We start from the raw sequence: 16,912 nt of genomic DNA, 5'->3' as shown, positions 1-16,912 counted from the left end.
ATTTAGTATTAAAAAGCCATTTAGTCTTAAAAAAAGCCATTTAGGCTTTTTTTTTACCCAGAAGTTTACAAGGAGGGATTGAAGTGAATGTTTATGATGATATAGTTTCTTTGAAGGGGATTGGACCTAAAACTAAGGAGCTATTAAATCAGTGCAATATATATAACATATTGGATCTTTTGTTGTATTTTCCAAGGGATTATGAAAAGACTTATTATTGTGATGATATAAGCAAAATAACTAATGAAGATAAGGTTCTTATAAAAGCTAAAGTTAAGAGCATAAAAAAGGATGCTTATGTAAAAAGAAATATGGTAATATCAACTGTAGAATTTATTAAGGATAATGTTACCTTTAAGGGAAAGTGGTTTAATCAAAAGTACATTAAAAATAAGTTTATGGTTAATAAAGAGTATTTTATTTTTGGAAAGGTACAGTTAGAAAGAAATAATATTACTTTTACAAATCCTACTATAGTAGAAGATCCTGAAAGTTTTTTGAATGTAATACCTAAGTATTCTTTAAAGGGAAGTTTAACTAATAAATTTTTTGAAAAAACTATTAAACATGTATTAGATAATATAGAGATAGTAGAAAATTTGCCATCACAGATATTAAATAAGTACAATTTAATATCTTTAGATGAAGCTATTAGAAACATACATAAGCCTACGGGATTTAAGAGTTTAGAAGAGGCTCAAAATAGATTAAAGTTTCAAGAGCTTTTTACATATTCTTTAAAGCTTCTAATGTTAAAACAATATAAAAAATCAGAGGGAGTAGCTTTTAAAATATCTGATGAATTAAAAATATTAAAGGATAGTATACCAGTTACTCTTACTAATTCTCAAAATAAAGTTATAAGAGAAATATTAATTGATGAAAAAAGAGATGTACCAATGAACAGATTGGTTCAAGGTGATGTGGGAAGTGGAAAGACTATAGTTGCTTTAATTTCTATTTTTAATGTAATAAAGAATGGATATCAAGGATGTTTAATGGCACCTACAGAAATTTTAGCAAATCAACATTACACTCAGGCCATAGAGCTATTTAAAGATTTTAATATATCTATAGAACTTTTAACTGGAAGCACAAAACATAAGGATGAAGTTAAAAATAGATTGAAAAATGGAAGTATAGATTTAATTATAGGAACCCATGCATTATTAGAAGATGATGTGGAGTTTAGTAAATTGGGCATTGTAGTTACAGATGAACAGCATAGATTTGGAGTTAAGCAAAGAAGCAAACTCTATAACAAGAATAATAATATAGATATACTTGTTATGACTGCAACGCCAATTCCAAGAACACTTGCCCTATCAATATATGGGGATTTAGATGTATCTTCAATAGATGAACTTCCACCTGGTAGAAAGAAAATAGATACTTATGCTGTTAATGATAAATTTAGGAAGAGAGTTTATAATTTTGCCTTAAAGGAAATTCACAGTGGAGCACAGGTGTATATAGTGTGTCCATTAGTTGAAGAAAATGAAGATTTAAATATAAAGTCAGTAGAAAAATTGTATTTAGAGTTAAAAGAAAATTATTTTAAGGATACAGAAATTGAAATTTTACATGGCAAAATGCCTTCTAAAGAAAAAGATCATATAATGAATAAATTTAAAAATGGCCATATAAAAGTTCTTATTTCTACTACAGTTATAGAAGTTGGAGTTAATGTACCTAATGCAACTTTAATGATAATTGAAAATGCAGAAAGGTTTGGACTTTCGCAATTACATCAATTAAGAGGAAGAGTTGGAAGAGGAGATAAAAAATCTTATTGTATACTAATAACTAATTCAAACAGTGAAATAACTAAAAAGAGAATGAATGTTATAACTAAAAGTAATGATGGATTTTTCATTGCAGAGGAAGATTTAAAATTAAGGGGTAGTGGAGAGATATTTGGTTTTAATCAACACGGAGAAGATGGATTTATAATATCAAATATTGTAGATGATTATAAAATACTTAAAAGTGCAAATAAAGAAGCTAGAAGTTTAATTAATAGCAATAATAAAGAAGATATTAGACTGAAAAAGGATATAATAAAAGAAATTGATAGAACTTCAAAATACATTTGTTTCAATTAATAAATACAGTATATTAAAAATGGTTTTGTATAATTAGTATATGTATGTTAAAATATGAGATAAGATAATGCATTTTTGGACAGTTAAAAAGGAGGAAGACTATGAGAATTATTGCAGGAAGAGCAAAAGGAAAAAAGATTTTGCCGCCTGAAGATATGGTTACAAGACCTACTTTAGATAGAGTTAAGGAAAATATATTCAACATAATTCAAAATAGAGTTGTAGATGCGGTAGTTATAGATGTTTTTGCGGGAACAGGTAGTCTTGGATTGGAATCTGTAAGTAGAGGAGCTAAAGAATGTTATTTAGTTGACAGATATCCAGTTACTTTTAAAAGATTACAACAAAATGTAAAGAGTTTAAGATTTGAAAATGAATGTGTGTGTTTAAACATGGATTCATATAATGCTTTAAAGAATTTTGCAAAAAAGAAAAAAATTTTTGACTTAATTTTTATTGATCCACCTTATGCAAAGGAAATGATTCCACCAGCTATAGATATAGTAGGTAAAGAAAGATTATTAGAGGAAGATGGATTAATTGTGACTAAAATTGATTCAAGTGAAGAAATATTTGAAGGAAATGATGACATAGTATTGATTAATCATAGAAAATATGGAAACACAACAGTTTGTTTCTATGCATATAAGGAGGACTAAAATGAGAGTAGCAATATATCCTGGAAGCTTTGATCCAATTACTGAGGGACATTTAGATATAATAAAAAGAGCTTCTAAAGTGTTTGATGAAGTAATTGTTTCAGTTCTAGTAAACCCAGATAAAAAGGGGCTCTTTTCTATAGAAGAAAGAGTTAAACTAATAGAAAAGGTTACAGAGGATATAGATAATGTAAAGGCTGAAAGCTTTGAAGGACTTCTTGTTGACTATATGAAAGAGAAAGATGCTAAAGTAATAATAAAGGGATTAAGAGTTGTTTCAGACTTTGAATATGAACTGCAGATGGCACACATGAATAAAAAGTTAGATTCATCTATAGAAACGGTATTTATGATGACAAATGCTAAGTATTCATATTTAAGTTCTTCTTCAATAAAACAAGTAGTTATGTTTGGAGGATGTATAGAGGGTTTGGTTCCAAATAAAATTATAAAAGATATTATAAACAAAATTGGTAAAGTAAGGTGATGATATGAATGGAGATTATGAAATTATTAGAGTATCTTCAAGAGATAATAGAAACATCACATAATCTTCCAGTTGTTGGGAAAATTGTAGTTCAGAAAAAAGAAATATTAGATATAATTGAACAAATAATAGAATATCTTCCTGATGAATTAAAAAAAGCTCAATGGATATGTGAAGAAAAAGAAAGAATTCTAGGTAATGCACATATAGAAGCTGATAATATCAAAAGAGAAAGTTATGAAATACTAAAAAAAGAAATAGAGCGTCATAGTTTAACTAAAGAAGCTAAGGTAAAGGCTGAAACTATAATAGCCTCAGCCAAAAGAGATGCTAAAACAATTAAAATGGGTTCAAGAGAATATGCTGATGAAATTTTATGTCAATTAGAAAAAGAAATAAGCATAAAAAGCGAACAACTTATTTATAGTATTAAACAACAAACAGAAGAATATGTTAAAAATCTTCAATGTAATACATCAAATACTACTAAAATAATAAGAGAAAATATTAAGGAATTAAGAGACACAGGAAAATAGTTTTTTTAATTTGTATATTATTATAGGAGTTATAAGTAGGATCATTTCAAAAAGCAATAATATAATGAATGAGTTTTTATTATAAAATAATACTTGTTGTGAAAATGTTTCTTTCGCAATATTAAAAATATTTATTTTATATAAAATAACAGTTATTATACTACAAATAATTCCTTGAACAAATTTTAGTTTAATATATTTATTTAATGATAGCTTAGAGTTATGAATAATAGAATAAGTTTGTGAGATAATGGACAAACCACTAAAAGCTAAAAGAAAGCTTATTATCACTAATTTATACATAATATTCATATTAATAGGTGCTATTAAACTGCAACCATTAGTCATTTCTAATAGTCCGAAGAAGAAACCTTCTAAAGCGGATTTTTCTATATTAAAAATTAGGGATAGATTTTTTAAAACAATATCTGATAGGATATTGTTTTTTATTATTGAAGTCAAAACTGAAAATAATACTATAAAGCCACCAATAGAGAAAGCTGTTTTAAAAGCATTATCAGTACTGGACTTTAGTATTTCACCTAAAGTTTTATTTTCTTTTGGGGTATTTATTTTGTCCACTTTTTCTTTAAAATACATATTTTTCTTTCTAGGTAAAATTAATGCCATAATTACGCAAGATAAATAGGTAGAAAGAAGAAGAAGAACTCCAAGTGAAGAATTTTTAAGCATTGATGCACCTACTACTCCAAGAATAAAAATTGGACTAGGATTTGATGCTATATTAATAAGACGATGACAAGTATGTATATCTATAGCATTTTTTTTATACAAATCATAAGCGTATTTAGCTCCTAGTGGATAACCACAGAGCATACTTACAATTAAGACGACAGAACAATTTTTAGGTAATCTTAAAGGACGACATATAATATTACCTAAAATTTTTGAATATATGTTTATGCCATCAAAGCTTATCATTATGTTAATTAAAATTAAAAATGGGAAAATCGAAGGAAAAACTGATGTTATAAAGAGTTTGCCACCATATAAAGCTGATTTTAAAGACCTTTCAGGTGACAAAACAATATTTACTATGAATAATGTGCAAATTAAAGTCATAATTAAGTTTACATTTAACTTAAAGTTTTTAGACTTAAACAGTATAAATATAAAAATTGCTATTACTATGAATATTAATAGCAATGAAATAAGTATAACCATATAAAATATCTCCTTAAATTAATTTATTATCTATATAATTATACTTTTTAATCTAGTAACAATATTACTGTTATTTCAAATAAATAGGTGAAGTTTTAAAATCTGAGTCATAAGATACGGATTTATTTATCATGCTATATGCATAGGTGCTTTGTATATCTAATTTTAGCGTATCATTAAGTGTTTTAGGTAATTTCATATAAATAGGTATAGAACTTTTCTTTTTCATTTCTTTTAATATTTTTCTACCAGTATCATTAAATCCAAGTACTCTTCCGTAAGGAGATTTCTTAGTTCTTAAATATTCTAAATTAAAATTCTCCATTCCAATAAAATACTGACATAGTATTCTACTTATTCTAGTGTAGGCATATCTTTTACTTTTTATATTAGATACAAGTTCATAAAAAGAGTTAGAGTTTTTTAATTCACTATATATTTTATTATGAAGGCCCTCTTTAACATCTGGTAAATTTTCTAATTTATTTTTTAAAGTTAAGGATTTATACTTTATAAATGAAAACATGGAGTCTTCAAAAACTAAATTATTATTGTTAAATTTGTCATAAAGATAATTAAAAGTTTTACTAGGAAGTATGTCCTTTAAAATATTTATGTTTTTTGAATTTTTAACATGGGATCTTATGGCTGTTGCACTAGAAAATTTACTTTCTAATTTATCATCATTATAATTAGAACCCTTTCTTTGTATAGTATAAGGGATGATAGTGCTTTTTAATTTAAGTAGACTTTTGCAGTACTCTATTCCTAGTATGTTGTTAGAACTTTTTAAAATTTCTTGAGTTTCTAAGTTATCATTAAAATATTCTACTAAGGCTTTGCTTCTAGCAACGGGATAAGAAACACCTTTATCTAAATAATCTTTTAAATGATTTTTAAATTCAGAGGGCTCATTATTTAAAATTTTTGCAATTGATTTTATATCATCAATATTTCCGCTTTCACTTCCAAAACATATATTATTTATAATCCCAATAGAATTTAATAAGCTAATTGAACCATATGCGAAAAATTCAGCTGATGATAGACTGTATACACTTGGTAATTCTATAACTAAGTCTACTCCAGAATTTAAGGCAAGTTCACATCGTGTCCATTTATCCATAATAGCTGGAATACCTCTTTGAACAAAGTTTCCACTCATTATGCATACAATTCCATCACAACTTGTTAATTCTTTTGTTTTGTTTATATGATATATATGACCCTTATGTAGAGGGTTATACTCTGTTATAATTCCGGTTATGTTCATATGTTTTTCTCCTTTGTGCTATTATATTTATATAAAACACACATATTTATGTCATATAAAACTATAAAAGATATATTAATTCATTTAAACAAATAAGTGTAAATTTTGTTAAAATAATCACATTTGTCATGTAAAAAATGTTGAAATAATAATAAAAAATATATATTCTTATTGAAAATTATATGAGAATAAGTGTATATTATTATATAGGATATATTATAGCATATTAAACTTATATGTAGACTGAAAGGAGAAAGTTTATATGGGATTTATGGATGAAATGAAACAATTAGCTAAGAAGGATTTAAAAACTATCGTATTGCCAGAGGGAGAAGAAGAAAGAAACCTTATTGCGGCAGGAAAAATAAATGATAGTGCATTAGCAAATTTAGTATTAATAGGTAATGAAGAAAAAATTAGAGCTAAGGCTAAAGAATTAAATTCTAATATTGAAGGATTAAAAATAGTTGATCCTGAAACATATGAAAAAACAGCAGAATATGCTAAAGAGTTATATGAAATAAGAAAGAAAAAGGGTATGACTGAAGAAAAAGCTGCAGTTATTATAAAAGACCCTCTATATTTTGCAACAGTAATGCTTAAATTAGGACACGTAGATGGAATGGTATCAGGGGCTATACATACAACAGGAGACTTATTAAGACCGGGTCTTCAAATAGTAAAGACAAAGCCAGGAATAAAAGCTGTATCTGGAGTTGTTATGCTTGAAGTTCCAAACTGCGAATATGGAAAAAATGGATTAGTATTAGTTGCAGATGCTGCTGTTAATCCAAATCCTAATGCAGAAGAATTAGCATCAATTGCTATTGCAACTGCTGAAACAGCTAGAGATTTATGTGGAATGGATCCAAAGGTTGCTATGCTTTCATTCTCTACAAAGGGAAGTGCTGAACATGAACTTGTAGATAAAGTAAGAAGAGCAACTGAAATTGCACAAGAACAAAGACCAGATCTTGATATAGATGGTGAATTACAATTAGATGCTGCTTTAGTTCAAAGTGTTGCAGATTTAAAAGCACCAGGAAGTAAAGTTGCAGGAAAAGCAAATGTATTAGTATTACCTGACTTACAAAGTGGAAATATAGCATATAAATTAATACAAAGATTTGCAAAAGCAGAAGCTACAGGCCCTATATGTCAAGGTTTTGCAAAACCTATCAATGACTTATCAAGAGGATGTAGTGCAGATGATATTGTAAATGTTGTTACAATTACAGCAATACAAGCTCAAAATAATTAATTTATAAATATTACCATACGGTGAAAATAACATATTAGGAGGACTACACATGAAAATTTTAGTAATAAACTGCGGAAGTTCATCTTTAAAATATCAACTTATAGATATGACTTCTGAACAACCTATAGCTCAAGGATTAGTAGAAAGAATTGGAATCGAAGGATCAGTATTAACTCACAAAGTTAATGGAAAAAAATATAAAATCGAAGAAGAAATGAAAGATCATAAAAAGGCTATTGAATTAGTTTTAAATGCATTAGTTAATGAAGAATATGGTGTTATAAAGAACATGGAAGAAATATCTGCTGTTGGACATAGAGTTGTACATGGTGGAGAAAAATATGCAGAATCTGTATTAATCGATTCAGAAGTTATGGAAGCTTTAGAAGACTTCGTTAAACTTGCACCATTACACAACCCACCAAACATAATAGGAATAAATGCATGTAAAGAATTAATGTCAAGTACGCCTATGGTAGCTGTTTTTGATACAGCATTCCATCAAACATTACCAGATTATGCGTACATGTACTCACTTCCTTATGATTTATATGAAAAACACGGAATTAGAAAATACGGATTCCACGGAACTTCTCATAAGTATGTTTCAGCAATGGCTGCTAAAGTATTAGGCAAAAACATAGAAGATTTAAAATTAATTACTTGTCATTTAGGAAATGGATCTAGTTTAGCTGCAGTTAAAAATGGTAAATGTGTAGATACTAGTATGGGATTTACTCCTCTTGCAGGATTAACTATGGGAACAAGATGCGGAGATATAGATCCTGCTATAGTTACATTCTTAATTAAAGAATTAAACTACTCAGTAGATGAAGTAAATAAAATAATGAACAAAGAATCAGGTGTTCTTGGAATATCAGGAATAAGTAGTGACTTTAGAGATATATTAAAAGCAGCGTCTGAAGGAAATGAAAGAGCAGAACTTGCATTAAATATATTCAAAAATAAAGTTATCCAATATATTGGTGCATACACTGCTGTTATGGGTGGAGTAGATGCTATAATATTTACAGCAGGTGTTGGAGAAAATAGTGAACCAATTAGAAAGAGAATTATAAGTGACCTTGGATTCTTAGGAATTAAATTAGATGAAGAAAAAAATAAGGTTATGGGAGAAACAGAAACTATTAGTACAGAAGATTCAAAAGTAAAAGTTTTAGCTATCCCAACTAATGAAGAATTAATGATTGCAAGAGATACAAAAGAAATAGTTGAAAAAAACAACATAAAATAGTAGTGCTATAAGAAAATGCTTGACTTTTTATGAGCATATTTATATAATAGGTTTTGGCTAATAAGTTCTAGTTTTCTAGGGCTTTATTAGCCCATTTATGATAATAGAGGTGTATTTATGCATATTGATATTTCAGATTTGCTAGGAAAGAGAGTAACTGAAAAGAAAGTTGATGTATCTTTTGAAGGCAAGGATATCATATTTGAAGGAGAGGAAATTTCCTTTGCAGAGCCTGTTAATATTAAAGGAACATTTAAGTTAACAGATCGCATAGTAGATTTCCAAGGGACATTAAGCACTACTCTTAGTCTTACATGTTCAAGATGTCTTGAAAAGTTTAATTATCCTCTAGAAATCGAAGTTAATGAGGAATTTTCAAAACAAGGAAATGATAAAGATAATGATATTATCATTATAAATAGTGATAGGGTAGATTTCGAACCAATCATTGAAACTAATATCATTTTGTCACTACCAATGAAGAGACTTTGCAGCGAAGATTGCAAAGGATTATGCTTAGGTTGTGGCACTAATTTAAATCATTCAAAATGTGATTGCAAGGAAAATGATATTGATCCTAGACTTGCACAGTTAAGAGATTTTTTCTCAAATAACTAAGGAGGTGAAAATAAATGGCACATCCAAAAAGAAAAATGTCAAAATCTAAAAGAGATTCAAGAAGAGCTCAAACTTTTAAATTAAGCTTACCAGGAATAGTTGAATGTCCACAATGCCACGAAATGAAGCTTGCTCATAGAGTGTGCAAAGATTGCGGATACTATGATGGTAAAGAAATAGTTTCAAAAGAAAATTAAGAAAAAGAAAGTCATATGACTTTCTTTTTTTGAATTTAAATACATTTAAAAAGATTAAAAGGGAGAGAATACTATGAAGATAGTTGTAGATGGGATGGGCGGAGATTATTCACCACATATAGTTGTAAAAGGATGTATAGAAGCAATTAAAGAATACAATAATATAGATATAATAATAACAGGTCCAGAAAAGTTAATAAATGATGAACTTCAAAAGTATGAATATAATAAAGAAAAAATAACAGTACTTGATGCTAAAGATGTAATAACTAATAATGAACATCCTGTAATGGCAATAAGACGAAAAAAGGAATCTAGTATCTATAAAGCGCTACAAATGATGAAAAACAAAGAAGCTGATGCTGTAATATCGGCAGGAAGTACAGGAGCATTTTTAGCAGGTGCTACTCTTGTGGTAGGTAGAATTAAAGGTGTAAGTAGACCAGCTCTTGCCCCTATAATGCCAGGAAAAAATGGACCATTTATGATAATAGATTGTGGTGCTAATGCGGAATGTAAGCCTAGTAATTTAGTGCAATTTGCAAAAATGGGAGAAATATATTTTGAAAATATATTAAATGTAAAAAATCCTACTGTAGGATTAATCAATATAGGTTCAGAAGAAGAAAAAGGTAATGAACTTACAAAAGAAGCTCATAAACTTTTAAAAGATATGGATTTTAATTTTGTAGGAAATGTAGAGCCACGTGATATTCCAACAGGAAACACAAATGTGTTAGTGTGTGATGGTTTTGTTGGAAATACTGTACTAAAAATGTATGAGGGAGTTGCATCCACAATATTTGAAACATTAAAAGATGAAATCATGTCTTCTTTTAGAACAAAAATAGGAGGACTCCTTTTAAAACCTGTATTTAAAAAATTTAAAAAGGATTATGATTATAAAGAATATGGTGGAGCAGCGTTTCTTGGAGTAGATGGTATATGTATAAAAGCACATGGAAGTTCTGACGATAAAGCTTTTAAAAATGCTATAAAGCAAGCTATAAACTTCTATGAGAATGGTATAATAGATAAGATAAAAAGTCATATAGAACAAAAAATGATTTAATAACGAATATTTGTTATTGACGATGTATAAGTTATGTAATATTATCATATTGTAGAATTTTTATAGGAGGTGAAACAAATGGTTTTTGAAAAAGTTAAAAAGATAATAGCTGACCAACTTGGTCTTGATGAGAATATAATAGATATGGATTCATTATTTGTTGACGATTTAGGAGCGGATTCACTAGATGTAGTTGAACTTATAATGGCTTTAGAAGAAGAATTTGATATTGAGATACCAGATGAAGATGCTGAAAAGGTAACTAAAGTTGGAGATGTTGTAGAATATATAAATTCTCACGTTGAAGAATAGGAACCGTTAGAAGTCCCGTATGTTACGGGACTTTAATTTTATATAAAATATATAGGAGAGGTTTTAATGAAAAAGAATAGGAATATTATTCTGAATGAAGTTGAAAACAAACTTAAAGTTAAGTTTAATGATATAAATATTTTAGACACTGCACTTACACATAGTTCTTTTATAAATGAAAATAAAAATATAAATTCTAATGAAAGATTAGAATTTCTAGGAGACTCAATTCTTCAACTATGTATATCTGAATTGTTATATAACAAATATAACGATGAACCAGAAGGATTTTTAACTAAAAAAAGAGCTCTTATTGTTTGTGGAAATTCATTACATGAAGTAGCTAAAAAGTGGAATATAGGTAAGTATATAAATATGAGTAAAGGTGAAGAAATGACAGGAGGAAGAACAAGAATTTCTATTTTATCTGACTGTGTTGAAGCTATAATTGCCTCTATTTATTTAGATCAAGGGTATGAAGTTGCTAAAAACTTTATAATCGAAAACTTTAATGAAATAATACAAAAGGCTCATAGTAATGAGATAATATTAGATTATAAAACTAAACTTCAAGAAACTATACAAAAGTTTGGCGAATACAATATAGAATACACTCTTGTAAGTTTTGAAGGTCCTCCTCATAGAAGAAAATTTGTTACAGAAGTTTCAATAGATTCTTTAGTAAAAGGCGTAGGAGAAGGATACAGTAAAAAAGAATCAGAACAAAACGCAGCTAAAGAAGCTTTAAAGGGATTAGAAAATAAAGATGAAGAAAAATAGACATTATATTATCCCTATATTTGTTCCACATGAAGGATGTCCACATGATTGTGTTTTTTGCAATCAAAATACTATAACAGGAACTTCAAACAAAGTTAATGGCAAGTTTGTAGAGGAAACCATAGAACAATATTTAAAAACTATAAAAAGAGAGAATTCAATTGTAGAAGTTTCTTTTTTTGGAGGAACATTTACTGCCATAGATATAGAAAAGCAAAATGAATTATTAACAGTTGCAAAAAGATACAAAGATATGGGTAAAATAGATTATATCCATTTATCTACAAGACCAGATTATATAGATGATTTTATACTAGAGAATTTAAAAAAGTACTCAGCAGATGTAATAGAATTAGGAGTTCAATCACTAGATGATGAAGTTCTTATAAAATCCGGAAGAGGGCATACTGTAGAGGATGTTATAAAAGCATCAAAACTTATAAAAAAATATAATTTCGTACTAGGGCTTCAAATGATGCTAGGACTTCCAGGTGATACCTTTGAAAAAGATATAGAAACTGCTAAAAAAATAATAAAGATTAAACCAGAAATAGCTAGAATTTATCCTACATTAGTTGTAAAAAATACTCCCATGGAAAAAATGTACATAAATAATATTTATAAACCCTACACTTTAGATGAAGCTGTTAAAATTGGAAAAGTGGTTTATTCAATGTTAATAGCTAATGATATAAATGTTATTAGAGTTGGACTTCAACCTACAGAAGAAATAAATTATGGAAAAGAATTAGTTATTGGACCTTTTCATCCAGCCTTTAGAGAATTAATAGAAGGTAGCATATACAATGATATAATACACGAAGAAATAAATTGTGGACATAGTGATAAAGTCACAATAAAAATAAATAATAGAGATATTTCAAAGTTATATGCATATAAAAAGAAATTTTTTAATGACATGCTTTCTGAGAATAAGACAAAAAATATCAACGTATTGCAAGATTTATCTGTCGAAAAAGGAGTTTTAATAATAGAAAGCGACGAAAAAGATACAAAAATAACAATCACACAATTTCTACAAAAAAGGTATAAAGAAGGATATTGAGAAAATTTATAGAATATATTCTCTGTAAAGGTTGCAATAATATTCAATAATAAATTTTGTAGGGAGGATTTAAAATGGAAGTATTAAAGGTATCAGCTAAATCTCAACCAAAATCAGTAGCAGGTGCACTTGCAGCTGTACTTAGAGAGTCTGGAAGTGTAGAAGTTCAAGCGGTAGGAGCAGGAGCAGTCAATCAAGCAGTTAAGGCATTAGCAATTACAAGAGGCTTTGTAGCACCTAATGGAATAGACTTAGTAGTAATTCCAGCGTTTTCTCAAATATCAATAGATGGAGAAGAAAGAACAGCTATAAAATTTATCGTAGAGCCTAGATAAATAGGGAAAGCCGTGTAATCATACGGTTTTCTTATATTAAAGATATTTATTATTTGGGATTCACTTTTAATTGATATTTATATGGATATGATTTAAAATTAAAAAGTAACATTAATAATTCATAAAGGTTGTATATACAACCTTTATTTTTCTTAGCAAAAAAATAAGTACATTTAAATAATAGGAGAGATAAGTATGTTTTTGAAGTCACTTGAGATAAGAGGCTTTAAATCCTTTGCAGATAAAACGGAACTAGTTTTTAAAAAAGGAATTACAGCTATAGTGGGTCCCAATGGAAGCGGTAAAAGTAATATTTTAGATGCGGTAAAATGGGTTTTAGGAGAACAAAGTGTTAAAAATTTAAGAGGCGGTAAGATGCAGGATGTAATATTTTCAGGAACTGAATATAGAAAACCTGTTGGACTTTCGCAAGTAACTTTAGTTTTAGATAATAGTGATGAAGAATTACCTATAGATTATAGTGAAGTTACTATAATGAGAAGATTATTTAGATCTGGAGAAAGTGAATATTACATAAATGGTACAAAGTGTAGACTTAAAGATATACAAGAATTATTTATGGATACGGGAATAGGTAAAGAAGGATATTCTATAATTGGACAAGGTAAAATAGAAGCATTACTAAGCGGAAAACCAGAGGAAAGAAGAAGTCTTCTTGAGGAAGCTGCTGGTATTGTCAAGTTCAAAACAAGAAAGCAAGAAGCGGAAAAGAGATTAGAAAACACAGAAAATAATCTTCAAAGAATAGAAGATATATTTAGTACATATGAAGAGAGAATAGAACCTCTTAAATTAGAAAGTGATAAGGCAAAAGCTTTTTTAGAAATTTCTAAAAAGTTAAAGGAAAGAGAAGTAACTTTAATTTTAGACAATATTGATAAATGTAAAGAAAAGATAAATTCTGTAAAAGAAAAAATTGAGGAAACTAATATTAAATTAAAGGATGCTTTTAATAAAAAAAATATACATAAAGAAAACTTAGATAATCTTAATAAAAAATTAGAAGAGTTTGAACTTGAGAATAATGAAAAAACAAAAAAATACTATGAAAGTAAAACTAAAAAGCAAGATATAATAAATGAAAATAATCTTTTAGAAGAAAGAATAACCAATTTAAAGAAATCCATAGATAAGTACAATGAAAATTTATATTCACTTCAGGAAAAATTAAAAAAATTAACCCATAATAAATTAGAAGAAGAAAAAAGATTAAATGATTTTATAAAAAGACAACAATTACTAGAAAGTAATATAATAGAATTTGAAAAATCAATTGGAGAAAAAAATGATAGTATAAAACAGCAATTAAATTTTATAAATGAAACTAAAGCATATCAAGTAGAACTTTTAAGTAATATTTCAAAGCAGAAAAATGAAATTACTATACTTAAAAATGATATTAATAATCTAGAATTAAAAAAGGAAGATGCTAAAAGTTCTGTAGAGGCATATTCCAATTCTATTAAGATAAATAATTCTACTAAAGAAGTACTTAAAAAAGAAGTTGCAAAAATAGACAATAAAATTCAATCGTATAAAGATCAAATAAAACAATGCGCAAAAGAGATGTCACTAAAAAGAAGAGAACTTTCAATTGCAGAAAATAAATTCAAAGAAAATTCAACTATATATAGCAGAATGGAGGCTCATTGTAATGCATTAATAAATTTAGAAAATAAGCATGAAGGATTTAATAAATCAGTTAAGAATTTAATGAAGCATGTTGAAGAGGAAAAGATACAAAACGCTAAAGGTAATGTTCATATATTAGGAGAAATAATTGAAGTAGATAAAATATATGAAATTGCTATAGAAATAGCATTAGGTTCATCTATATCTAATGTAATAACCGAAAATGAGTTTATAGCTAAAAATCTTATAGGATATTTAAAAAATAATAATATGGGTAGAGCTACATTTCTTCCTCTTAATATAATTAAAGGTAAGACAATAAGTGTACCTAATAAAGTCAAAAGTATAGAAGGGTATATAGGAATTGCAAGTGAACTAATAAAATATGATGAAAAGTATTTAAATGCAATGAACTATACTTTAGGAAGAACTGTTATAGCAAAGGATATGGATTCTGCACTTAATATAGCTAAAGAATGGGGATACTCATATAAGATAGTTACATTAAATGGGGATGTTGTAAATCCAGGGGGAGCTTTAACGGGAGGAAGTTTATATAATAAAGGTTCCAATATTATAGGTAGAAAAAGAGAAATTGAAGAGTTAAAAGAAAAAATAAATAAATATAGTAAAGATATAAGTGTAATAAATGATAATATTAATAATTTAAAATCTAAAATAAAGATATTAGATGAAAATTCTATTAATTTAAAGGATGAAATACACTACGAAAATCTTGAAAAGACTAAAATCGCTGGAAAGATTAATGCCATTGATGGAGAGACAGAAAAGTTAAAGAGAGACTTAAAAATAGAAAGCAATGAACTTATTTTAATTGAAGAAAATTTAGAAAATAGTTTTAAGAATTTAAAATTAAAGAATAGTAAAATAGAAGAATTAAACAATCTACAAGAAGAAAATTCCTTAAAAATTATAAATTTTGAAAATCAATTAAAAACTAAGGAAAAAGAAATAGCTGATAAAAATCAAGGCATAGTAACTTTAAAAATAGATAAAGCAAAAGTTGATGAAAGCATAATAAATTTAAATAGAGAATTACAAAGATTACAGGAAGATATTAAAGCTATAGAAGAAGAAGTTAAAAATCTAAAAAATGATATTAATGAAGCAGATAAAGAAATAGGGGATTCATTACGAAAGATTAGTTGTAATAAAAATCAAATTTTAAATATAGAAGAAACTATTTTAAAATTTGAAGAAAAATTTAAGGATATTGAAATAAGAAGAATAAAAATCAAAGAAGAAATAAAAATTAATAACAGTGATTTAGAAACTATATCTATAATGTATAATAATATAGATAAAAATAAAAATTCTCTTGAAATAAATTTGGCAAGATACGAAACAGAAGAAAAATCTATATATACTAAATTAAATGATGAAATGGAATTAACATATGCAGAAGCTTTAGAGTTTAAGATACAGAATCAAAATATAGATGAATGTAGAGCTGATATACAAAAGTACAAAAATGAAATATCAAAACTAGGAGTAGTTAATCTAGGTGCTATAGAAGAGTATAGAGAAGTTATGGAAAAGTATACATTTATGAAAGAACAAAAGGAAGATTTAATAAAGGCAAAAGATGAGCTACTTTCTGTAGTTTCTGAAATGACTCATAAGATGAAAACAGTATTTCATGAAAACTTTAATAAACTTAGAGTAAACTTTAATGAAACCTTCAAAGAATTATTTAAAGGGGGAAAAGCAGATTTAATATTAGAATCAGATGATGAACTTACTTCTAATATAGAAATAAATGTTCAGCCACCAGGAAAAAAACTTCAAAATATAAATCTTATGTCTGGTGGAGAAAAAGGACTTTCAGCAATTGCACTATTATTTGCTATTTTAAAAATGAAGCCAACACCATTTTGTATATTAGATGAAATTGAAGCAGCCCTAGATGATTCTAATGTCCTAAGATATTCTGAGTTTTTAAAGAAGTTTTCTGATAATACCCAATTTATAATAATAACTCATAGAAAAGGAAGTATGGGAGCTTCTGATGTTCTTTATGGAGTTACTATGGAGGAAAAAGGAATATCTAAAGTTGTTTCAGTTGATTTAAGTGAATAGAATTATTTAACTATAAAA

At 27.3% G+C, this 16,912-nt stretch carries 16 protein-coding genes; 14 read left to right on the top strand and 2 right to left on the bottom strand.

Annotated features, from left to right (window positions below):
• Positions 1 to 83 precede the first annotated feature (83 nt).
• The 4 genes from recG (at position 84) to NT01CX_RS06670 (ending at position 3,787) form a co-directional block, all read left to right on the top strand.
• A complete protein-coding gene (gene recG, locus NT01CX_RS06685) occupies positions 84 to 2,105 on the top strand; it encodes an ATP-dependent DNA helicase RecG (protein ID WP_011722302.1) in 2,022 nt (673 codons plus the stop codon).
• Between the two features lie 101 nt (positions 2,106 to 2,206).
• Positions 2,207 to 2,764: a 16S rRNA (guanine(966)-N(2))-methyltransferase RsmD gene (rsmD, locus tag NT01CX_RS06680; RefSeq protein WP_011722301.1), complete on the top strand. Its 558-nt coding sequence runs from the start codon at positions 2,207 to 2,209 to the stop codon at positions 2,762 to 2,764.
• Position 2,765: 1 nt separating this feature from the next.
• Positions 2,766 to 3,251 carry a pantetheine-phosphate adenylyltransferase gene (gene coaD, locus NT01CX_RS06675; protein WP_011722300.1) on the top strand — a complete coding sequence of 162 codons (486 nt, stop codon included), beginning with the start codon at positions 2,766 to 2,768 and terminating at the stop codon, positions 3,249 to 3,251.
• An 8-nt stretch (positions 3,252 to 3,259) separates the two neighbouring features.
• Entirely contained in the window at positions 3,260 to 3,787 is a 528-nt protein-coding gene (locus tag NT01CX_RS06670; RefSeq protein ID WP_011722299.1) for a hypothetical protein, read from the top strand.
• Here the strand turns inward: NT01CX_RS06670 and ylbJ are convergent.
• The gene (gene ylbJ / locus NT01CX_RS06665) at positions 3,767 to 4,972 is read right to left on the bottom strand and encodes a sporulation integral membrane protein YlbJ (RefSeq protein WP_011722298.1); all 1,206 of its coding nucleotides are present in this window, start codon (positions 4,970 to 4,972) and stop codon (positions 3,767 to 3,769) included. The genes NT01CX_RS06670 and ylbJ overlap by 21 nt on opposite strands.
• 70 nt (positions 4,973 to 5,042) lie before the next feature.
• A complete protein-coding gene (locus NT01CX_RS06660; protein WP_011722296.1) occupies positions 5,043 to 6,245 on the bottom strand; it encodes a nucleotidyltransferase in 1,203 nt (400 codons plus the stop codon).
• A 262-nt stretch (positions 6,246 to 6,507) separates the two neighbouring features.
• Between NT01CX_RS06660 and pta the strand changes: the two genes are divergently transcribed.
• The 10 genes from pta (at position 6,508) to smc (ending at position 16,894) form a co-directional block, all read left to right on the top strand.
• A complete protein-coding gene (gene pta, locus NT01CX_RS06655; RefSeq protein WP_011722295.1) occupies positions 6,508 to 7,506 on the top strand; it encodes a phosphate acetyltransferase in 999 nt (332 codons plus the stop codon).
• Positions 7,507 to 7,555: 49 nt separating this feature from the next.
• The gene (locus tag NT01CX_RS06650) at positions 7,556 to 8,761 is read left to right on the top strand and encodes an acetate/propionate family kinase (RefSeq protein ID WP_011722294.1); all 1,206 of its coding nucleotides are present in this window, start codon (positions 7,556 to 7,558) and stop codon (positions 8,759 to 8,761) included.
• Positions 8,762 to 8,878: 117 nt separating this feature from the next.
• The gene (locus NT01CX_RS06645) at positions 8,879 to 9,379 is read left to right on the top strand and encodes a YceD family protein (protein ID WP_011722293.1); all 501 of its coding nucleotides are present in this window, start codon (positions 8,879 to 8,881) and stop codon (positions 9,377 to 9,379) included.
• A gap of 14 nt (positions 9,380 to 9,393) precedes the next feature.
• Positions 9,394 to 9,576, top strand: coding sequence for a 50S ribosomal protein L32 (gene rpmF, locus NT01CX_RS06640; protein ID WP_003368664.1), 183 nt, complete (start codon positions 9,394 to 9,396; stop codon positions 9,574 to 9,576).
• A gap of 73 nt (positions 9,577 to 9,649) precedes the next feature.
• Entirely contained in the window at positions 9,650 to 10,648 is a 999-nt protein-coding gene (plsX, locus tag NT01CX_RS06635) for a phosphate acyltransferase PlsX (protein ID WP_011722292.1), read from the top strand.
• Between the two features lie 78 nt (positions 10,649 to 10,726).
• On the top strand, positions 10,727 to 10,960 hold the full coding sequence (gene acpP, locus NT01CX_RS06630; protein WP_011722291.1) for an acyl carrier protein: 234 nt from the start codon (positions 10,727 to 10,729) through the stop codon (positions 10,958 to 10,960).
• Positions 10,961 to 11,026: 66 nt separating this feature from the next.
• On the top strand, positions 11,027 to 11,740 hold the full coding sequence (gene rnc / locus NT01CX_RS06625; RefSeq protein ID WP_011722290.1) for a ribonuclease III: 714 nt from the start codon (positions 11,027 to 11,029) through the stop codon (positions 11,738 to 11,740).
• The gene (locus NT01CX_RS06620; protein ID WP_011722289.1) at positions 11,727 to 12,806 is read left to right on the top strand and encodes an elongator complex protein 3; all 1,080 of its coding nucleotides are present in this window, start codon (positions 11,727 to 11,729) and stop codon (positions 12,804 to 12,806) included. The genes rnc and NT01CX_RS06620 overlap by 14 nt, the downstream gene beginning before the upstream one ends.
• 74 nt (positions 12,807 to 12,880) lie before the next feature.
• The gene (locus NT01CX_RS06615) at positions 12,881 to 13,141 is read left to right on the top strand and encodes a stage V sporulation protein S (protein WP_003368307.1); all 261 of its coding nucleotides are present in this window, start codon (positions 12,881 to 12,883) and stop codon (positions 13,139 to 13,141) included.
• Positions 13,142 to 13,336: 195 nt separating this feature from the next.
• The gene (gene smc / locus NT01CX_RS06610) at positions 13,337 to 16,894 is read left to right on the top strand and encodes a chromosome segregation protein SMC (protein WP_011722288.1); all 3,558 of its coding nucleotides are present in this window, start codon (positions 13,337 to 13,339) and stop codon (positions 16,892 to 16,894) included.
• Positions 16,895 to 16,912 lie beyond the last annotated feature (18 nt).

Source organism: Clostridium novyi NT, from assembly GCF_000014125.1.
GTDB lineage: Bacteria > Bacillota > Clostridia > Clostridiales > Clostridiaceae > Clostridium_H > Clostridium_H novyi.
Note: the sequence above shows the minus strand (reverse complement) of the source record. Positions and strands in the feature narration are given on the sequence as shown.